The organism is Cellulomonas sp. P5_C5, from assembly GCF_054049655.1.
The window spans coordinates 1-18,113 of the sequence record NZ_JBFULY010000027.1 but is presented as its reverse complement, the minus strand read 5'-3'; the positions used below and the strand labels follow the sequence as shown (position 1 = coordinate 18,113).

Here is an 18,113-nt window from a genome sequence, read left to right as displayed (position 1 = left end):
CCTCCCGCCCGGCACGTCAGACGGTCGACCACGTCCGCAGCACCTCGCAGCGCCACGAGACGAGCAGCACGAGCAGGCACCCGCCGAGCACGAGTGCGGCGAAGGCCCCGTCCCGACGATCCAGCGCGACGGGCCGGTGCACCGTCCGCGGACCGGAGCCCAGACCACGGGTCTCCATCGCGATCGCCATCCGCTCGCCCTGCCGGAGCGCGACGACGAGCAGCGCGAACGCCGCGCGGGACAGCGACCCGGGGTCGCCGGGCAGGGTGCCCCGTCGACGGCGGGGATCGCGCACCGACTGCGCCTGCCGGATCGTCGTCCACCGCACGGGCAGGTCCTCCAGCACGCGGTAGCCGGCGAGCACCGCGAACGTCGGGCGCGCACCCAGCCGGGCGTGCTGGTGCAGGCTGGTCATGAGCCGGGCGCCGTCGGTGGTGAGCGTGAACGCGACGGCGAGGGTGCCGACGAGGACGGTCCGCAGAGCCAGGGCCGCCCCGATCGCCAGCCCGGTGCGGGTCACCTGCAGACCGAGCACCTCGGCGACCGGCGGACCGTCGCGCGTGACGGCGTTCACGGCGAGCAGCGAGAACGCGAACGGGCCGAAGAGCACCGCCGCGCGGCCGAGGGTCGCCCACGGGATCCGGCCCGCCAGCGCGACGGCGGGCGCGGCGACGACCAGCAGCGCCAGCGGCGTCCACGGGTCCACCGGGACCAGCACGACGAGCGACACGACCAGGAAGACGGCGAGCTTGACGGTGGGGTTGCGCCGGTGCAGGACGGAGTCGTGGGGCAGGGCGCGCCCGAGGCCGCTCACGCCGGGACCGCCGTCGGCGCGGCCGCCGCGCGCAGCGACTGCAGGACCGCGCGCACGGGGTGGCCGGTGGTCCGGCACGCGGCGAGCACCGCGGGCAGTGGGAGCCCGGCGCGGGCGAGCAGGGCGTCGTCGGCGAGCACGGCGTCGACCGGGCCGTGCGCGAGGGTGTGCCCGTCGCGCAGGAGCAGCACGTCGTCGGCGACCTCCCCGACGAGCCGCAGGTCGTGCGTCACGAGCACGACGCCCCGGCCCTCGTCGGCGAGCCGGCGCAGGGCGTCCGCGCAGGCGGCGGACGTGTGCCGGTCCTGCCCGAACGTCGGCTCGTCGGCCAGCAGCACGTCGTGCCCGCACACGGCCATCGCTCCCAGCGACAGCCGGCGCTGCTGCCCGCCGGACAGCCGGAACGGGTCGCGGTCCGCCAGGCCGGTGAGGCGGTAGGCGTCCAGGGCGGCCGACACGCGGTCGTCGACGTCCGGCAGCCGCGCGCGGCGCGGACCCCACGCGAGCTCGTCGCGGACGCTGCGGGCGAGGAGCTGGTGCTCGGGGTGCTGGAACACCAGCCCCACCGAGCCGCCCGTCACGGTCCCGTCGGAGGGCAGCAGCCCGGCGAGGGCGAGGAGCAGCGAGCTCTTGCCGGACCCGTTGAGGCCGACCACGGCGGTCACCCTGCCGGCGTGGACGTCGAGGTCCACCCCGTCCAGGACCGTCCGCCGCCCACGCCGGACGCGGAGCCCGCGCGCGCCGAGCACGCGTGCGCCCGGCACCGACGCGGGGGTCGGACCGACGGTGAGGCGATCGAGCGACCCGACGCCTGCGGCCGCCAGCTCGGCGGACAGCGGGAGCCACGTGCCCAGGGCGGCGAGCGCCCGGGCGTCGTCGCGCAGCACCTGGTCCGTCGGGCCGTCGGCGCGGACCCGGCCGTCGGGACCGAGGACGAGCACCCGTCCGGGGAGCTGCCCGAGCTCGTCGAGGCGGTGCTCGACCATGAGCGTGGTCCGCGCGCCACCCGCCGCGCGCACCGCACCTGCCACGCCCCGCGCGGCGGCCGGGTCGAGCAGGGCCGTCGGCTCGTCGAGSAGGAGCACGCTCGGGTCCGCGACGAGCGCGGCCGCCAGGGCGATGCGCTGGCCCTCGCCGCCGGACAGCTCGGCGGTGCGGCGTCCGGCCAGGTGCGCCGCGCCGACGGACGCGAGCGTGCGGTGCACGGCCGGGCCGATGCGCGCCGGGGCGACCCCGCGGTTCTCCAGCGCGAACGCGACCTCGTCGAGGACCGTCGGCAGGCACAGCTGGTCCGCCGGGTCCTGCGTGAGGGTGCCCACCCGGGCGGCCAGGTCCGCGGTCGGGGTCGTCGTGGCGTCGAGCCCGGCCACCCGGACGACGCCGGTGACCTCGGCGTCGACCACCTGCGGCACGATCCCGGCCAGCACCCGCAGGAGCGTGCTCTTGCCGGCGCCGGAGCCGGCGAGCACGAGCACCTGCTCGCCGGCGCGGACGTCGAGGTCCACCGACCGCAGCACCGGGGACGCGGCGCCGGGGAAGGTGACGCCCAGACCGCGGACCTCGATCATGCGACCGGCATGGGCTCGGTGGCCGGCGCTCCCTCGCGGCGGGCTCGACCGAGCGCGGTGTTGTCCAGCACGCCGGTGCGCGCGAGGGCGTCGCCGATCACCTTCGCCGCGATCCCGCACAGCAGGATCCCGCTGGCCACCTGCAGGCCCAGCCGCCACGCGAACCAGTCCTGCGAGAGCCAGCCGAACCGGACCATCCCGAGCACCGTGCTGGCCAGGCCGGCGAGCGCCCCGGACACGATGAAGACGCCCCAGTCGTACCGGCGGTACCGCGTCAGCGTGAACGCCAGCTCGGCGCCCGCGCCCTGCACCAGTCCGACGACCAGCAGCATCGGACCGACCGGCGACGCCAGGAACACCACCTCGACCAGGGCGGCCGCGAGCTCCACGACGATCCCGACCCCCGGTCGGCGCACGATGTAGATCGCGAGCGGCGCGGCGACCATCCAGCCGCCGATGAGCACGTTCTGCGCGAGGTCGCCGAACGGGCCCATCGCGATCTGGAGCGCGATCCACGCCTGCACCAGCGCCCAGTAGACGAAGCCGGACACGACCGCGAGGACCGCGAGCAGGACCAGCTCGGACAGGGAGATCCGACGGCGGTTCACCGGGCACCTGCCGACGGCGAGTGCATCGACACCGTGACGTGCGTGACGACGTGCCGGACGTGGCGGGCGGCCTCCAGCCAGCCCGCCGCGACGGCCGTCAGCACGTCGGCCAGGTCCCCGTCCAGCCGGGTGACGAAGTGCTCGGGCGACGTCGTGGCAGCGGACCCCGCGGTGCCGATGGCGGTCATGATGTGCGCGAGGTGGTCCCCGCCGGTGTCGTCGAGCGGGTAGAGCGCCCAGTGCGCGCTCGCGGCCAGCCCGGTCGGCGCGAGCTGCGGGACGGCGACGCGGTCCAGCAGGGCGTCGTCGGGCAGCTCGCACGCCACCTCGCCGGGGCACCCGCGCGACAGCAGGACGTGGGCGACGACGTGCCAGCGGGTCCCGCCCGCCGCGGCGAGCACCTCGTACACGTACCGCAGGACGTCCGCCTCGCTGCCGCGCACGAACGTCGAGACGTCGTCGGTGCTGACGGTCACGCGGGAGGCGTCGGCGGCGGCGAGCGCGCTGAGGATCACGTCGACGTAGTCGTCGCAGTGCGGGTGCAGCGAGAAGCGGGCGCCGACCCCGAGCTCGGTGGCTCGTCGGTCGGGCGGGGCAACGGTCGAGTGCGTCGTGCTTGTCACCAGGGACCTCCGGTGTGTCGCGGTGGACCCCCGGGCAGCCGCACGAGGTCGCCGGCGGCGCGAGACGGACGGGGTCCACCGGAGGAGCGCGCCGCGGCGCGACCGGCCCGGAGGACGACCGACCGCCGGCACGCAGCCGACGACAGTGCCCTGCTCCCTACGCTGGCGTGAACCAGATCAGGTTCCACGGGTCTGCGGGTGGGACGTGGTGTCCGGCCGCACTCTCAGCGCTCCTGCGCTCCCCGGGGGCTTGTCGGCGACGAACCTAGCCCGGCCACCGTCCGGGAGGGAAGCGAGGTCCGCCTGGTGGGCCCTCGTATGCTGGCAGGCGACCGCGACCAGGAGGTAGAACCCGTGCCGATGGGCCGACGAGGTGCTGCGTCCGTCGCGCTCCTGCCCGTCGTGGTGGCCCTCCTCGCGCTCGCCGGGTGCACCGACGACGGCGTCCCGGTCGAGCCCACCGCGACGACGACGGTCACTCCGTCACCCGCGCCGACCCCGACGCCGACCCCCGTGTCCGCGCAGGTCGGGGCCCCCGCCGAGGTCGCGACCGTCCTCCCGGCGGCCACGCCGCAGGACGCCGCGCTCGAGGCGTCGCGCGCGGTCTTCGTGACCGCGCCGGTCGTGGTCGTCGCGCCCGTCGACGACGTCGCCGCCCAGCTCACCGCCGCCTCCGCGGCCGTGGCGCTCGGTGCCCCGGTCCTGCTGACCGGACCCGCGATCGACCCTGCCCCGCTGCTCGCGGAGCTCGTGCGGCTCGACGCGCAGGCCGTGCTCGCGGTGGGTGCCGTGACCCTGGCACCGCCGAGTGCCGTGGCCGTCGTACCCGTCCCTGCCGGCGCGGGCGCGGAGCTCCTGCGGTCGGTGACCGGGGCGCGGTTCGCGGCCTCCGCCGAGGTGCCCGCCGGCCAGGAGACCGTGGCCGTCCGCGCGCTCACCGGACCGCGACCTCCTGTGCTCGTCGTCCCCGGCGCACCGACCCCGACCCCGAGCACGACGCCCGCCCCCGCCCCCGCCCCGACCCGGTCGCCGTCGTCGAGCCCGTCGCCGGTCGTGGTGCTCCCGCAGGTCCGCCCGCCCGCGGCCGTCTCCGCGACGGTCGCGCTCACCGGGGTCGGCGTCGACCCGCTCGCCGCGCTGGCTACCCTGCGGGCCGCCGGGGTCCCGGTGCTCGACGTGCCCGGCGGTGACCCGCGTGCCACGACGCCCGGGGTCCAGGCGCTCGCCGCGGCCGCCCCGGACCGCACGATCGCGCTCGGGTCCGCGTTCGGCCCGGCGGACCAGCTGGCAGGACGCGTCGCCACCGCGTCGACCGGCGTGCTCCTGGGCGGCGGCGGCCAGCTCGTCTTCCCGCAGGTCCCGGGCGTCCCGGGCAAGAAGTACGTCGCGCTCTACGGCACGCCGGGCTCGAAGGCGCTCGGGGTGCTGGGGGAGCAGGACGTGCCCGCGACGCTGGCCCGCGCCGACGCGACCGCGGCGCCGTACCGCACGCTCACCACGGACGTCGTCGTGCCCGCCGTGGAGATCATCGCCACGATCGCGTCGGCCGGCCCGGGGGACGACGGCAACTACTCGCAGGAGCGGCCCGTCGAGGAGCTGCGTCCCCTGGTGGAGGCCGCGGGTGCCGCGGGCATGGCGGTCGTGCTCGACCTGCAGCCGGGGCGCACCGACTTCCTCACGCAGGCGCAGCAGTACGCCGAGCTCCTCGCCCTCCGGTACGTCGGGCTCGCCCTCGACCCGGAGTGGCGGCTCGCCCCGGACCAGGTGCACCTGCGCCAGATCGGCTCCGTCGGCGTCGACGAGGTCAACGGCGTCTCGGCGTGGCTGGCGGAGTTCACGGCCCAGCGCGCCCTGCCGCAGAAGATGTTCGTCCTGCACCAGTTCGCCGGCCGGATGATCCAGGAGCGCGCGCGGCTCGACACGTCCCACGACGAGCTGGCGATGGTGATCCACGTCGACGGCCAGGGTTCGCAGCCGGCCAAGGCGGGGACCTGGAGCGCGCTGCACGCGGACGCGCCGCCCGTGCACTGGGGGTGGAAGAACTTCTACGACGAGGACGTCCCGATGCTGGACCCGGTGCAGACGTACCAGGTCCAGCCCGTGCCGGACCTCGTCAGCTACCAGTAACCCTGCGCTGGACCGGTCGCTCGACCAGGAACGTCCGGCCGCGGGCGTCGACCACGCGGTCGAACTGCTGCTGGAGCTCGGTGTCGCGGGCGACCTCGTCGTCGGTGAGCTCCTTGCGCGGACCGCGGATGTTGCCCACCTGCGCGGGACCCAGGTACGTCAGCCACCACTCGGTCATGTCACKGCGTCGCTTCTTCGGCACGAGCGCTCCTCGCTAGTTCGTGCCCTAACTATATGCACACGATCTATGCTGGCGACATGGACGATCCGCTCGCCGTCGAGGCCCAGGTCTGCCTGACCATGTCCGCGGCCGCCCGCAGCCTCGTCGCGTTCTACCGTCCCCTGCTCGAGCCGCTCGGCCTGACGCACCCGCAGTACCTCGCGATGCTCGCGCTCTGGCAGTACGGCCGGCTCTCGCTCAAGGACCTCGCCGCCCTGCTGCACCTCGAGCCGGCCACGGCGTCGCCGCTGGTCAAGCGCCTGGAGGTCCTGGGGCTCGTCCGTCGCGAGCGCGCCACCGACGACGAGCGCGCGCTCGACATCGTCGTGACGGACGACGGCAGCGCCCTGCGCGCCTCGGCCGTCGGGATCCCCGGAGCCATGGTCGAGGGACTCGGGCTGACCCCCGACCAGATCGAGCAGGTCCGCGCGGCGGCGGAGCTGCTGATCGCGGCGACGGCGACGCCTACCCGCGGATGATCTGCTGCACGGCCCAGCGGTTGCCGTCGGGGTCGGCGAAGAACGTGAACCGCCCCCACGGGTAGTCGACCACGGGCTCGGCCGCGACCCCGCGACCGACCAGGTACGCGTAGGTGGCGTCCGCGTCGTCCACGACGACCTGCAGACCCTGCTGCGCTCCGGCGGGCATCGAGGTCATGTTCACGTCGAGCACGATCGAGCACGCCGATCCCGGCGGGGTGAGCTGGACGAACCGCAGGCTCTCGTCGACCGGGATGTCGTGGTCGGCGACGAAGCCCACCTGGTCGACGTAGAACGCCTTCGCGCGGTCGATGTCCGTCACGGGAACCGGGACGAGCTCGAGCTTCATGTCCATGGGAACTCCTTCGGTGAGGTCGTGGACCCAGCCTCCCGCGAGAAGAGGTCAGATCCTGTCCGCTGCCCGAACCAGCGACGGGGCGGGAGCGTCCGTAGGCTCGACTCCATGACGCATCCCATCCGCATCGGAGTCCAGCTCCAGCCCCAGCACGCCGACTACGCCCAGATCCGTGACGCGGTGCGCCGCGCCGAGGACCTCGGTGTCGACATCATCTTCAACTGGGACCACTTCTTCCCGCTCTCCGGCGACCCGGACGGCAAGCACTTCGAGTGCTGGACGATGCTCGGCGCGTGGGCGGAGCAGACCAGCCGCGTCCAGATCGGCGCGCTGGTGACGTGCAACTCCTACCGGAACCCCGAGCTGCTGGCGGACATGGCCCGCACGGTCGACCACATCAGCGGCGGCCGCCTGATCCTCGGGATCGGTGCGGGCTGGTTCGAGAAGGACTACGACCAGTTCGGCTACGAGTTCGGCACCGCAGGATCGCGGATCGCGGACCTGGCGCAGGCGATGCCGCGCATCACGGCACGCTGGGCGGCGTCGAACCCGGTCCCGACGCGCCAGATCCCCGTGATGATCGGTGGTGGCGGTGAGCGCAAGACGCTGCGCGTCGTCGCGGAGCACGCCGACCTGTGGCACTCGTTCGGCAACGTCGACACCCTGACCCGCAAGAGCGCGATCCTCGACGAGCACGGTGCCGAGGTCGGCCGGGACACGGCCTCCCTGGTCGAGCGGTCCATCGGCGTCGGGGCGCCCCCGAGCGAGGTCGCGGACGCGCTCGTCGCGGCCGGCGCGACGCTGTTCACGGTCGGCACCGGCGGTCCGGACTACGACCTGTCGCTCGCGGCCGAGTGGGTGGCCTGGCGCGACGCGCAGGGCTGACGTGCCGGCTCCCGCATAGGCTCGGGTGCGATGAGCGACCCGAGCAGCCCGGACGTGAGCGCCGAGCGACGATGGTGGCCGCGGGTCGTCCTGCTGGTCGCCGCTCTGCTCGTCGCGCTCACGTTCGGGATCACGACGGCGTCCGTCGAGAGCAGCCTCGGCCCGCACGAGGCCCGGTACGACGTCACCACGGACGACACGGTGACCATCGACCTCGGCCCGCTGGGCACGCTCGAGATCGACTCGCCGCTGCCCCTGACCCTCGGCGTCCGGGTCACCGTGCAGGAGATCCCGGCATCGGTCACCGAGCTGAACCAGGCACGCACCCTGGCGGCGCTCAGCGGCGACCTGCAGAGCTACCTGCAGTTCTTCTCCGGTCCGCAGGCGACCATCCAGGACGTGGCGCGGGCGCTGGGCGCGGATGCGCTCGGACGTTCCGCGCTGGCGCTCGCCGTCCTGGTCGGGGGGTGGTACCTGGGCCGGCTCCTGGTCGGGGCGGCGCGACGGGCGGAGCTGCACGACCGGCTGCAGCCCCACCTGCGGTCGGTGGTCGTCGGGGTCGTGGCGATCGCGCTCGTCGGCACCGTCCTGACCTCCAGCGTCGGGCGGCGGGACCGGCCGCCGGTGTCGCAGCGGGCGTCGTCGGTGTTCGACGGAACGCCGCTGGAAGGGGCGCGGGTGACGGGCCGGCTCGGCGGTGTCATCGACACCTACGGCGGACAGGTCATCGCGGAGCTGCGCAAGAACGAGAAGTTCTACGCGGAGGCGAACGCGTCGCTGCAGGCCGCCTGGGACGAGCGCCAGGAGCTCCTCGACGCCGCCGCCGAGCCGTCCTCGACCGACAGCCCGTCGCCCCGTGCGAGCGAGGCGGCGGACGACGAGGACCTGGTGACGCTCGTCGTCGTCTCCGACCTGCACTGCAACGTCGGGATGGCCCCGCTGATCCGCACCGTCGTGGAGGGGTCGGAGGCCGACGTGGTCCTCGACGCGGGCGACACGACGATCAACGGCACGTCGGTCGAGCAGTACTGCGTGACGACGTTCGCACGCGCGGTGCCCGACGGGGTCGAGCTGGTGACGTCGCCGGGCAACCACGACTCCGCCGAGACGTCGAAGAACTACGCGCGCGCCGGTGCCACCGTGCTCGACGGCTCCGTCGTCGAGGTGGGCGGGCTGCGGATCCTCGGCGACAGCGACCCGAACGCGACGCGGGTCGGGGCCGGCGGCACCGCGCAGGCGGGCAAGGAGACCGCGGCCGAGGAGGCGCAGCGGCTCGCCGAGGTCGCGTGCGAGGACGCCGAGGGTGTCGACCTGCTGCTCATCCACACCCCTGCGGTCGGCCAGCAGGCGCTGGACGACGGCTGCGTCCCCGCGCAGATCTCGGGGCACCTGCACCGTCGCTACGGGCCGGAACGCGTGGGGCGCGCCGTCCGGTACATCAGCTCGAGCACGGCCGGCGCGACGCTCGGCCAGGCGACCGTCGGGCCTCTGCACGGCGTCGCGGAGATGACCGTGCTGCGGTGGGATCCCGACACCCTGCGGTTCGTCGACTACCAGCTGGTCCAGGTGCGTCCCGACGCCACGGCGTCCGTCTCACCCCGGCTGCAGTGGCCCGGGCCGATCGCGCCGCAGGTTGCCGGTCCTTCACCCGTGTGATCTGCGTCACCCTGACCTAGGGTGGGGATGCGTGCCGACCTGAGCTCCTGTCAGGTCGGTCCGTGCGAGGGGGTGGACGGGTGACCCGGGGAGCCGCGACGGTGAGCGGTCGGGAGCGGGACGCGCTGGCGCGTCCCGCCGTTCGCGCCGCGCTGATCAGCGCGTGCGTCCTCGTCGGCACCCTCGTGCTCGCCCCGTCGGCCTCCGCCGCCTCCGGCGAGGGGGAGCTGCGCCCCGGCGAGTCGCTCCTGTCCGGGCAAGGGCTCGTCTCGTCCGACGGGACGCAGACCCTCGTGGTCCAGCCCGACGGGGTGCTCGCACTCTTCGGCGCCGAACCCGATCCGCGCTGGGTGTCCGACCCCGCGGCACCCGGCTCGTCGTTGGTCGTCGCGGAGAGCGGCGACGTGGCGCTGACTTCCCCGGACGGCACCGTCGGCTGGCGCCCGGACGCACCCGCGACCGTCGGGTCGCGGCTCGTCCTGCAGGACGACGGCAACCTCGTCGTGCTCGACCCGCAGGGTGCGCAGGTGTGGGAGTCCGGCACGGCCGTCCGGCCGTCGATCCTCTCGTCGGGTGCGGTCCTCGCGCCCGGTGACGCGCTGTCCTCGCCGGACGGGCGCCAGACGCTCGTCGTGCTCGACGACGGTGACGTCGCCCTGCTCGGCCCGGACGCCGCGACCCGGTGGTCGACGGGCACCACCCAGCCGGGTTCCACACTGACCCTGGGCGAGGACGGCAACCTCGTCGTCACCGACCCGGACGGTGACCGCCTGTGGCGCAGCCGTACCGCCGGGCACCCCGGGTCGTCGCTCGTCCTGCAGGACGACGGCGACCTCGTCCTGTACGACCCCGCCGGAGCCGCCGTGTGGAGCACCGGGACCGTGATCGGCCCGTCCTCGCTGGTCAGCGGTGTGCCGCTGGCCGTGGACAGCCGGCTGACCTCCCCGGACGGGCACCTGCACCTGCAGCTGGGCGCTGACGGGCTCGTGCTCGCCTACGACGAGACCGTCGTGTGGACCGCGGAAGCGCCCGGTGGGACTGCGCTGGCCGTCCAGGAGGACGGGAACGTCGTGCTGACCGGCGCCGACGGTGGTGTCCTGTGGGCCAGCGCGACACCGGGCCACCCGGGCGCGACGCTCCGCCTCGAGGAGGGTGCGCTGCTGCTGAGCGCGCCGACGGGGCAGGAGCTGTGGCGGGTCGACGTCCCGGTGGAGCTGATGACGAGCCGCCAGGTGGAGACCGACTGCGACGACGTGTCCGCACCCGTCCCGCAGGACGACACGGTGGTCACCGCGTCCGGGGTGCGGGTGCACCCGTGCCTCGCCGACGCGCTCGACGCCCTGATGACGGCCGCCCGGGCCGACGGCATCGACCTGCGCGCCTGGGGCTGGCGCAGCTCCAGCCAGCAGATCGCGCTGCGCGCCGCCAACTGCAGCCCGACCGAGGCCGACCCCACCGTCGTGGCCTGCCGCCCCCAGACCGCGCCGCCGGGCACCTCCCGACACGAGCGTGGGCTCGCGCTCGACTTCACGGTGGGGGGCAAGGTGCTGCGCGCCGGGTCGCCGGCGTTCCTGTGGCTCACCCAGAACGCGGCCGCCTACGGCCTGGAGAACCTGCCCGGCGAGCCGTGGCACTGGAGCGTCGACGGCTGGTGAGCGCCCTACGCTGGACGCCGTGAGCACTCCGACGACACCCGAGCTGAGCGCCGTCACGCAGGACTACCTCAAGGTCGTCTGGTCGGCCCGCGAGTGGTCGGAGCAACCCGTCACCACGAAGATGCTGGCCACCCGCCTCGGCGTCGGGGCCTCCACCGTCTCGGAGACCGTCCGACGGCTCGCCGACAGCGGCCTGGTCACCCACGAGCCCTACGGCGCCKTCGAGCTCACCGCCGACGGCGAGCGGCACGCGCTCGCGGTCGTCCGCCGGCACCGGCTGATCGAGACCTTCCTCGTGGAGATGCTCGGGTACGGCTGGGACGAGGTCCACGACGAGGCCGAGGTGCTGGAGCACGCGGTCTCCGACCTGTTCGTCGAGCGGCTCTCGGCCCGGCTCGGCCACCCCACCCGGGACCCGCACGGCGACCCGATCCCCGGCTCCGACGGCTCCCTCGACATCCCCGCGGCCAGCGTCCTGTGGGACGTGGCACCGGGGGAGTGGGCGGTCGCGCGGATCTCCGACGCGGACCCCGGGCTGCTGCGCTACCTGGAGTCGGTCGACCTGCTGCTCGACGCGCCGGTCACCGTCGTCGAGCGCCGCACCGTCGCCGGGGTGATCTCGGTGCGGGTCGCCGGTGCGACGGTCGACCTCGGCGAGGTGGCCGCGCGCGCCATCTGGCTGGTCCCGGTCGCCGGGAACCCCGTACGCTGAGCGGCATCCACCGGAGCTGACGACGGCGCACTCCGTATCGCGATCGAATCGATTCGTCCGGAGGGCTCGTTGGTCACGCTGTCGCCCGCACGCGCACGCGCCGCGCTGTTCGCCCTCGCCCTCGGCGGCTTCGGCATCGGCACCACCGAGTTCGCGACGATGGGCCTGCTGCCCGAGATCGCCGGCGACCTGGGCGTCTCGATCCCCGTCGCCGGGCACGCGATCACCGCCTACGCGCTCGGGGTCGTCATCGGCGCCCCGACGCTCGCGGCCCTCGGCGCCCGCCTCGACCGGCGCCGGCTCCTCCTGCTGCTCATGGTCGCGTTCACGGTGGGCAACGTCCTGTCCGCGTTCGCGCCGAGCATGGGCTGGCTCGTGCTCGCGCGGTTCCTCGCCGGGCTGCCGCACGGCGCGTACTTCGGGGTCGGTGCGGTCATGGGCACCGCCGTCGTGGGCCCCGAGCGGCGGGGCCGGGCGGTGGCCGCGATGATGGCCGGCCTCACGGTCGCGTGCGCCGTCGGCGTCCCGCTCTCGGCGATCCTGGGGCAGGCCGTCGGCTGGCGCTGGGCGTTCGTCGGCGTCGGCGTGCTCGGGCTGATCACTCTCGCCGCGCTGCACGCGTGGACGCCGTCGCTGCCGTCGCCCCCGGGCACCACCGTCCGCACCGAGCTCGCTGCCCTGCGCAACCGGCGGCTCTGGATCGCGTTCGGCGCGGGTGCCGTCGGGTTCGGCGGCATGTTCGCCGTGTACTCCTACGTCAAGCCGCTGCTCACCGACGTGACGGGGCTGGGCCTCGGGCTCGTGCCGCTGGTGCTCGCCCTGTATGGGATCGGCATGACGATCGGGACGGTGGTCGGCGGGCGGCTCGCGGACCGGTCGGTGCTGGGTACCGTGATCGGCTCGATGATCGCGACCATCGTCGTGCTGGTCGCCATCGCCCTGGTCGGCGCGTACCCGGTGCCCGCCGTGCTCGCGCTCGTCCTGCTCGGCGTCACGTCGCAGGTGCTCGGGCTGTCACTCCAGACACGGCTGATGGACGTCTCGCCCGCCGCGCCCTCCCTCGGTGCGGCGCTGTGCCACTCCGCCCTGAACCTGGGCAACGCGGCCGGGGCGTTCGCCGGCGGTCTGGTCATCGCCGCCGGGTTCGGGTACCTCGCTCCGGCCTGGGTGGGCGCCGGACTGACCGCGGTGGGGCTCGTCGTCGTGCTGGTCTTCGGGCGCGGTCCCGTCCCGGTCCTGTCAGCGCCGGCGGGTCCCGAAGATCGAGCGCGTGATCTCACGCCCGAGCTGAGTGCCCGCTGACCGCAGCAGGCTGTCCAACGGGCTGGTCCGGCTGGACGACCTGCGCGGCGCGGCCCGCTTCGCCTCCCGTGCCGCCTCCTCGGCACGGTCCTGCGCCTCCTCGGCCTCCTGCTGCTTGCGTGCCGCCTCCTGCGCGTCCGCGGCCCGCACCGCGAGCAGCTCGTACGCCGACTCGCGGTCCACGGCGACCGCGTACCGGCCCGACAGCGGGGAGGCCGTGACCGCCGCGGCCAGGTCGGCGGCGGGCATCGGCTCCATCGACGACTGCGGCGCCCGCAACCGGGTCCACGCCACCGGCGTCGGCGTGCCGCGCTCCGACTGGACCGTGACCACGGCCTCGCCGGTGCCCAGCGACTGCAGCAGCTGCTCCAGGTCGTAGGGCGAGGTCGGGAACGTCCGGGCGGCCGCCCGCAGGGCCTTCGCGTCGTCCGGGGTGAACGCGCGCAGGGCGTGCTGCACGCGGTTGCCCAGCTGGGCCAGCACGTCGGCGGGCACGTCCTTCGGGCTCTGCGTGACGAAGAAGACGCCGACACCCTTCGACCGGATGAGCCGGACCGTCTGCGTCACCTGCGTGAGGAAGTCGCCCGACGCCCCCGTGAACAGCAGGTGCGCCTCGTCGAAGAAGAACACGAGCCTCGGCTTGTCGGGGTCGCCCACCTCGGGGAGCGCCTGGAACAGCTCGGCCAGCAGCCACATGAGGAACGTCGAGAACAGCGCCGGCCGGTCCTGGACCGCCGGCAGCTCGAGCGCGCTGACCACGCCGCGGCCGTCGGGGGCGGTCCGCAGCAGCTCGGAGACGTCGAACGCCGGCTCGCCGAAGAACGCGTCGGCCCCCTGTCCCTGCAGCGACACGATCTCGCGCAGGATCACGCCCGCGGTCGCCGCCGACAGCCCGCCGATGCCCTTGAGAAGCGGCTTGCCCTCGTCGCTGACCAGGTAGGCGATCGTCGCCTGCAGGTCCTTGAGGTCCAGCAGCGCCAGCCCCTGCGTGTCCGCCCAGTGCATGATCAGGCCGAGGCTCGACTCCTGCGTCGAGTTCAGCCCGAGCACCTTGGCCAGCAGCAGCGGCCCGAAGTCGGTGACCGTCGTCCGCACCGGCGACCCCTCGCCCAGCCCGCCGAGGCTGAGGAACTCCACCGGTGACGCCGTCGCCGCCCACGGCTGCCCGAGGCTCGCCGTCCGTGCCAGCAGCTTCTCGTTCGACGCCCCGGGGACGGCCAGCCCGGACAGGTCGCCCTTGATGTCCGCGACGAAGACCGGCACACCCGCGGCCGACAGGCCCTCGGTCAGCACCTGGAGGGTCTTCGTCTTGCCGGTMCCGGTCGCGCCGGCGACCAGTCCGTGGCGGTTCATCATCGCGAGCGGGATGCCGACCGGGGCGCCGGGGATCGCGACGTCGTCCTCGACCAGAGCACCGACCGGGAGCATCGGCCCGGCGAACGTGTACCCCGCGACGATCTGCGCGGCGTGCTCGGACAGCGCCGGCACGTCCGCCGGAGCGGCGGCCGCCGGAGCCGCCGCGGGGTCGCTGTCTTCTGCGGCCGCGGCCGCTGCCTCGGCCGCCGCGAKCGCGGCTGCGGCTGCCAGTGCCTTCGCCTCCGCAGCCTCTGCGGCGGCCTGGGCGGCCGCTGCACGCAGGGCGGCCAGGTCGGCGGCGGACGAGGGGGGAGCCGACGACGGCGTGCTGTCCGACATGTCCGGAGCATACGACCGCGCGTCCCACGCCACCCGGTCGGGTACGGCGCCCCGACTCGCGGTCGGTAAACTCGCCGGGTGACCTCGCCGGACGCCCCCACCGCCACCACTGCCACCGACGACGTCCCGTTCCGGTACACCCCGGAGCTCGCGCGCCAGATCGAGCTGCGCTGGCAGGACGAGTGGGCGGACCGCGGCACGTTCTTCGCGGCCGACCCCGTGGGCGGTCTCACCGACGGGGACGGCCGGCACGCGGACCCGGCGCAGCCGGCGTACTTCGTGATGGACATGTTCCCGTACCCCTCGGGTGCGGGCCTGCACGTGGGGCACCCGCTCGGGTACATCGCCACGGACGTGGTGGGCCGGTTCCGGCGCATGCAGGGCGACAACGTGCTGCACGCGTTCGGCTTCGACGCGTTCGGGCTGCCCGCCGAGCAGTACGCGGTGCAGACGGGTCAGCACCCGCGCACCACCACCGAGGCGAACATCGTGATCATGGCGCGCCAGCTGCGCCGGCTGGGTCTGGCGCACGACCCGCGCCGCACCTTCGCCACGATCGACCCGGCCTACATCCGCTGGACGCAGTGGATCTTCCTGCAGATCTTCGACTCCTGGTACGACGAGACCGCCCCGCGTCCCGACGGCGGCGTCGGTCGCGCCCGCCCGATCGCGGAGCTGGTGGCGGAGTACGAGTCCGGGTCGCGCAGCGTCACGAACGGCGGCGAGTGGGCCGACCTCGACGAGGTGGCGCGACGCCGCGTGCTGGACACGCACCGGCTGGCCTACGTCTCCGAGACTCCCGTGAACTGGTGCCCGGGTCTGGGCACGGTGCTGGCCAACGAGGAGGTCACCGCGGACGGGCGCTCCGAGCGCGGGAACTTCCCGGTGTTCCAGCGCAGCCTGCGGCAGTGGAACATGCGCATCACCACGTACGCCGACCGCCTGATCGACGACCTGGAGCACATCGACTGGCCGGACAAGGTCAAGGCGATGCAGCGCAACTGGATCGGTCGCTCGTCGGGCGCCCGCGTGCGTTTCGCGGTGCAGGGTGGCGACCAGGTCGAGGTGTTCACCACCCGCCCGGACACCCTGTTCGGTGCCACGTTCGTCGTCGTCGCCCYGGAGCACCCGTTGCTGGACGAGGTGCCCACGGCCTGGCCGGACGGCACCAAGGACGTGTGGACCGGTGGGCACCGCACACCGGCGGACGCCGTCGCGTCCTACCGCGCGGAGACCGCAGCCAAGACCGCGGTCGAGCGCCAGGCCGACGCGGGTCGCAAGACCGGCGTGTTCACGGGCCACCTGGCCGCGAACCCGGTCAACGGCCAGCTGCTGCCCGTGTTCACCGCCGACTACGTGCTCATGGGGTACGGGACCGGCGCGATCATGGCCGTGCCCGGCGGAGACGCGCGCGACTTCGCGTTCGCCGAGGCCTTCGACCTGCCGGTGATCTACACGATCGACGCCCCGGAGGGCACCGGACCCGGCGCGCGCACCGGCGACGGCACCGCGATCAACTCCTCGAACGAGGAGATCAGCCTGGACGGTCTGGGGGTCGCCGACGCCAAGGCCGCGATCACCGACTGGCTGTCGGCCAAGGGCGTCGGTGAGGGTGTCATCAACTACCGCCTGCGGGACTGGCTGTTCAGCCGGCAGCGCTACTGGGGCGAGCCGTTCCCGATCGTCTACGACGAGCACGACCTGCCGCTGGCCGTCCCGGAGTCCGCCCTGCCGGTGAACCTGCCCGAGGTGCCGGACTACTCGCCGCGCACGTTCGCCGCCGACGACGCGCACTCCACCCCCGAGCCGCCCCTGGGCCGCAACGAGGACTGGGTGAACGTCACGCTCGACCTGGGCGACGGGCCGAAGCAGTACCGCCGTGACACCAACACCATGCCCAACTGGGCCGGCTCCTGCTGGTACTACCTGCGCTACCTGGACCCCACGAACGAGACCCAGGTGGTCGACGCCGGGCTCGAGCAGTACTGGATGGGCCCGGGGCACGGTGAGCAGAAGCCCGGCTCGATCGGCGGCGTCGACCTGTACGTCGGCGGCGTCGAGCACGCCGTCCTGCACCTGCTGTACGCGCGGTTCTGGCACAAGGTCCTGCACGACCTGGGGTACGTCTCCAGCGGCGAGCCGTTCCACCAGCTGTTCAACCAGGGCTACATCCAGGCGTACGCCTACACCGACGCGCGCGGCGTGTACGTGCCCGCCGAGGAGGTCGTCGAGGACACCGCCTCCGAGACCGGCTTCAGCTGGCAGGGCGAACCCGTCCACCGTGAGTACGGGAAGATGGGCAAGTCGCTGAAGAACATGGTGACGCCCGACGAGATGTACGCCGAGTACGGCGCGGACACCCTGCGCGTGTACGAGATGTCGATGGGCCCGCTCGACCTGTCGCGCCCGTGGGAGACCCGCGCGGTCGTCGGGTCGCAGCGCTTCCTGCAGCGGCTGTGGCGCAACGTGGTCGACGAGGGGACCGGCGAGACCGTCGTGTCCGACGAGGCGCCGTCCGTCGAGACCCTCAAGGTGCTGCACCGCGCGATCGCCGACACGACGGCGGACATGGCCGCCATGCGCCTGAACACCGCCATCTCCCGCCTGATCGTCCTGAACAACCACCTGACCACGCTCCCGACGACGCCGCGTGCGGCCGTCGAGGCGCTCGTGCTGATGACGGCCCCGGTCGCCCCGCACGTCGCCGAGGAGCTGTGGTCGCGGCTGGGGCACGAGCGCTCGCTCGCGCACGAGCCTTTCCCGGTGGCGGATCCGGCGTACCTGGTCGAGGACACCGTGACCTGCATCTTCCAGGTGCAGGGCAAGGTCCGCGGCCGGGCCGACGTCGCTCCCGACGTCGGCGACGACGACCTGCGCGCGCTGGCTCTGGCCGATGCCGGGGTCCAGCGGGCACTCGACGGCCGCGACATCCGCACCGTGATCGTGCGGGCGCCGAAGCTCGTCAACGTCGTCCCGGCCTGACCGCATGCCCTCGCGACGCCACGTCGAGCAGCCGTCCGTCGCCATCGTCACCGACTCGACCGCGTCCCTCCCGGAGGGCGCGGCGGAACGGTGGGGCATCGGCGTCGTCCCGCTGGACGTGGTGGTCGACGGCTCCCGGCACGTGGAGGGCGTCGACCTGACGCCGGGCGACCTCCTGGCCGCGCTCACCGCGGGTGCCAAGGTGTCGACGTCGCAACCGCCGCCCGCCGCCTTCGCCGCGGCCTACGACCGCGCGGCGGCGTCCGGTGCACGGGAGATCGTCTCGATCCACCTGTCGGGCGACCTGTCGGGCACCGTCCGGGCGGCCCAGCTCGCTGCCGAGGCGTCGCCCGTGCCCGTCCACGTGGTCGACTCCCGTGCGGTCGCCATGGCGCTCGGGTTCGCGGTGCTGGACGCGGCACGCTTCTCGGT

The 18,113-nt window shown here is 74.2% G+C and carries 16 protein-coding genes and 1 riboswitch; of the genes, 9 read left to right on the top strand and 7 right to left on the bottom strand.

From position 1 onward, the window contains the following. Nucleotides 1–16 precede the first annotated feature (16 nt). Genes ACXJKF_RS17885 through ACXJKF_RS17870 form a run of 4 tightly spaced genes read right to left on the bottom strand, consistent with a single transcriptional unit; the run spans nt 17 to nt 3,613 of the window. Nucleotides 17–814 (bottom strand): energy-coupling factor transporter transmembrane component T family protein, encoded by a 798-nt coding sequence (locus tag ACXJKF_RS17885; protein WP_456789069.1) that lies wholly within the window; start codon nt 812–814, stop codon nt 17–19. Further along, nucleotides 811–2,382, bottom strand: a complete 1,572-nt coding sequence (locus ACXJKF_RS17880) for an ABC transporter ATP-binding protein (protein ID WP_456789068.1) — start codon at nt 2,380–2,382, stop codon at nt 811–813. The genes ACXJKF_RS17885 and ACXJKF_RS17880 overlap by 4 nt, the downstream gene beginning before the upstream one ends. Further along, on the bottom strand, nt 2,379–2,990 hold the full coding sequence (locus ACXJKF_RS17875) for an ECF transporter S component (RefSeq protein ID WP_456789067.1): 612 nt from the start codon (nt 2,988–2,990) through the stop codon (nt 2,379–2,381). Before ACXJKF_RS17875 ends, ACXJKF_RS17880 begins: the two co-directional genes overlap by 4 nt. Continuing rightward, nucleotides 2,987–3,613 (bottom strand): YkoF family thiamine/hydroxymethylpyrimidine-binding protein, encoded by a 627-nt coding sequence (locus tag ACXJKF_RS17870; RefSeq protein WP_456789066.1) that lies wholly within the window; start codon nt 3,611–3,613, stop codon nt 2,987–2,989. Before ACXJKF_RS17870 ends, ACXJKF_RS17875 begins: the two co-directional genes overlap by 4 nt. Before the next feature lie 137 nt (nt 3,614–3,750). Beyond that, a riboswitch (TPP riboswitch) is annotated at nt 3,751–3,868 on the bottom strand. Between the two features lie 51 nt (nt 3,869–3,919). Between ACXJKF_RS17870 and ACXJKF_RS17865 the strand changes: the two genes are divergently transcribed. After that, a complete protein-coding gene (locus ACXJKF_RS17865; protein WP_456789065.1) occupies nt 3,920–5,740 on the top strand; it encodes a hypothetical protein in 1,821 nt (606 codons plus the stop codon). On the opposite strand, the gene ACXJKF_RS17860 is transcribed toward ACXJKF_RS17865, so the two are convergent. Beyond that, entirely contained in the window at nt 5,727–5,942 is a 216-nt protein-coding gene (locus tag ACXJKF_RS17860; protein WP_456789064.1) for a hypothetical protein, read from the bottom strand. The two genes, ACXJKF_RS17865 and ACXJKF_RS17860, sit on opposite strands and share 14 nt — an antisense overlap. A 56-nt stretch (nt 5,943–5,998) precedes the next feature. Between ACXJKF_RS17860 and ACXJKF_RS17855 the strand changes: the two genes are divergently transcribed. Then, nucleotides 5,999–6,439, top strand: a complete 441-nt coding sequence (locus ACXJKF_RS17855; protein WP_456789063.1) for a MarR family winged helix-turn-helix transcriptional regulator — start codon at nt 5,999–6,001, stop codon at nt 6,437–6,439. On the opposite strand, the gene ACXJKF_RS17850 is transcribed toward ACXJKF_RS17855, so the two are convergent. Beyond that, nucleotides 6,426–6,794 carry a VOC family protein gene (locus ACXJKF_RS17850; protein ID WP_456789062.1) on the bottom strand — a complete coding sequence of 123 codons (369 nt, stop codon included), beginning with the start codon at nt 6,792–6,794 and terminating at the stop codon, nt 6,426–6,428. The two genes, ACXJKF_RS17855 and ACXJKF_RS17850, sit on opposite strands and share 14 nt — an antisense overlap. 108 nt (nt 6,795–6,902) lie before the next feature. Between ACXJKF_RS17850 and ACXJKF_RS17845 the strand changes: the two genes are divergently transcribed. The 5 genes from ACXJKF_RS17845 to ACXJKF_RS17825 all read left to right on the top strand — a co-directional run bounded on the left by ACXJKF_RS17845 (nt 6,903) and on the right by ACXJKF_RS17825 (nt 13,004). Beyond that, complete coding sequence (locus ACXJKF_RS17845; protein WP_456789061.1) at nt 6,903–7,679, top strand: LLM class F420-dependent oxidoreductase; 777 nt, start codon at nt 6,903–6,905, stop codon at nt 7,677–7,679. A gap of 30 nt (nt 7,680–7,709) precedes the next feature. Then, nucleotides 7,710–9,335 (top strand): metallophosphoesterase family protein, encoded by a 1,626-nt coding sequence (locus ACXJKF_RS17840; RefSeq protein ID WP_456789060.1) that lies wholly within the window; start codon nt 7,710–7,712, stop codon nt 9,333–9,335. An 80-nt stretch (nt 9,336–9,415) separates the two neighbouring features. After that, entirely contained in the window at nt 9,416–10,990 is a 1,575-nt protein-coding gene (locus tag ACXJKF_RS17835; protein ID WP_456789059.1) for a D-alanyl-D-alanine carboxypeptidase family protein, read from the top strand. Between the two features lie 19 nt (nt 10,991–11,009). Continuing rightward, entirely contained in the window at nt 11,010–11,702 is a 693-nt protein-coding gene (locus ACXJKF_RS17830) for a metal-dependent transcriptional regulator (RefSeq protein ID WP_456789058.1), read from the top strand. 69 nt (nt 11,703–11,771) lie between these two features. Further along, the gene (locus ACXJKF_RS17825) at nt 11,772–13,004 is read left to right on the top strand and encodes an MFS transporter (protein ID WP_456789057.1); all 1,233 of its coding nucleotides are present in this window, start codon (nt 11,772–11,774) and stop codon (nt 13,002–13,004) included. Here the strand turns inward: ACXJKF_RS17825 and ACXJKF_RS17820 are convergent. Beyond that, nucleotides 12,942–14,699 carry a helicase HerA-like domain-containing protein gene (locus ACXJKF_RS17820; RefSeq protein ID WP_456789056.1) on the bottom strand — a complete coding sequence of 586 codons (1,758 nt, stop codon included), beginning with the start codon at nt 14,697–14,699 and terminating at the stop codon, nt 12,942–12,944. The genes ACXJKF_RS17825 and ACXJKF_RS17820 overlap by 63 nt on opposite strands. Before the next feature lie 78 nt (nt 14,700–14,777). Here ACXJKF_RS17820 and leuS point away from each other — a divergent pair, with 78 nt between their 5' ends. Further along, on the top strand, nt 14,778–17,681 hold the full coding sequence (gene leuS, locus ACXJKF_RS17815) for a leucine--tRNA ligase (protein ID WP_456789055.1): 2,904 nt from the start codon (nt 14,778–14,780) through the stop codon (nt 17,679–17,681). A gap of 4 nt (nt 17,682–17,685) precedes the next feature. Then, a partial coding sequence (locus ACXJKF_RS17810) for a DegV family protein (protein WP_456789054.1) occupies nt 17,686–18,113 on the top strand: 428 nt, incomplete at its 3' end.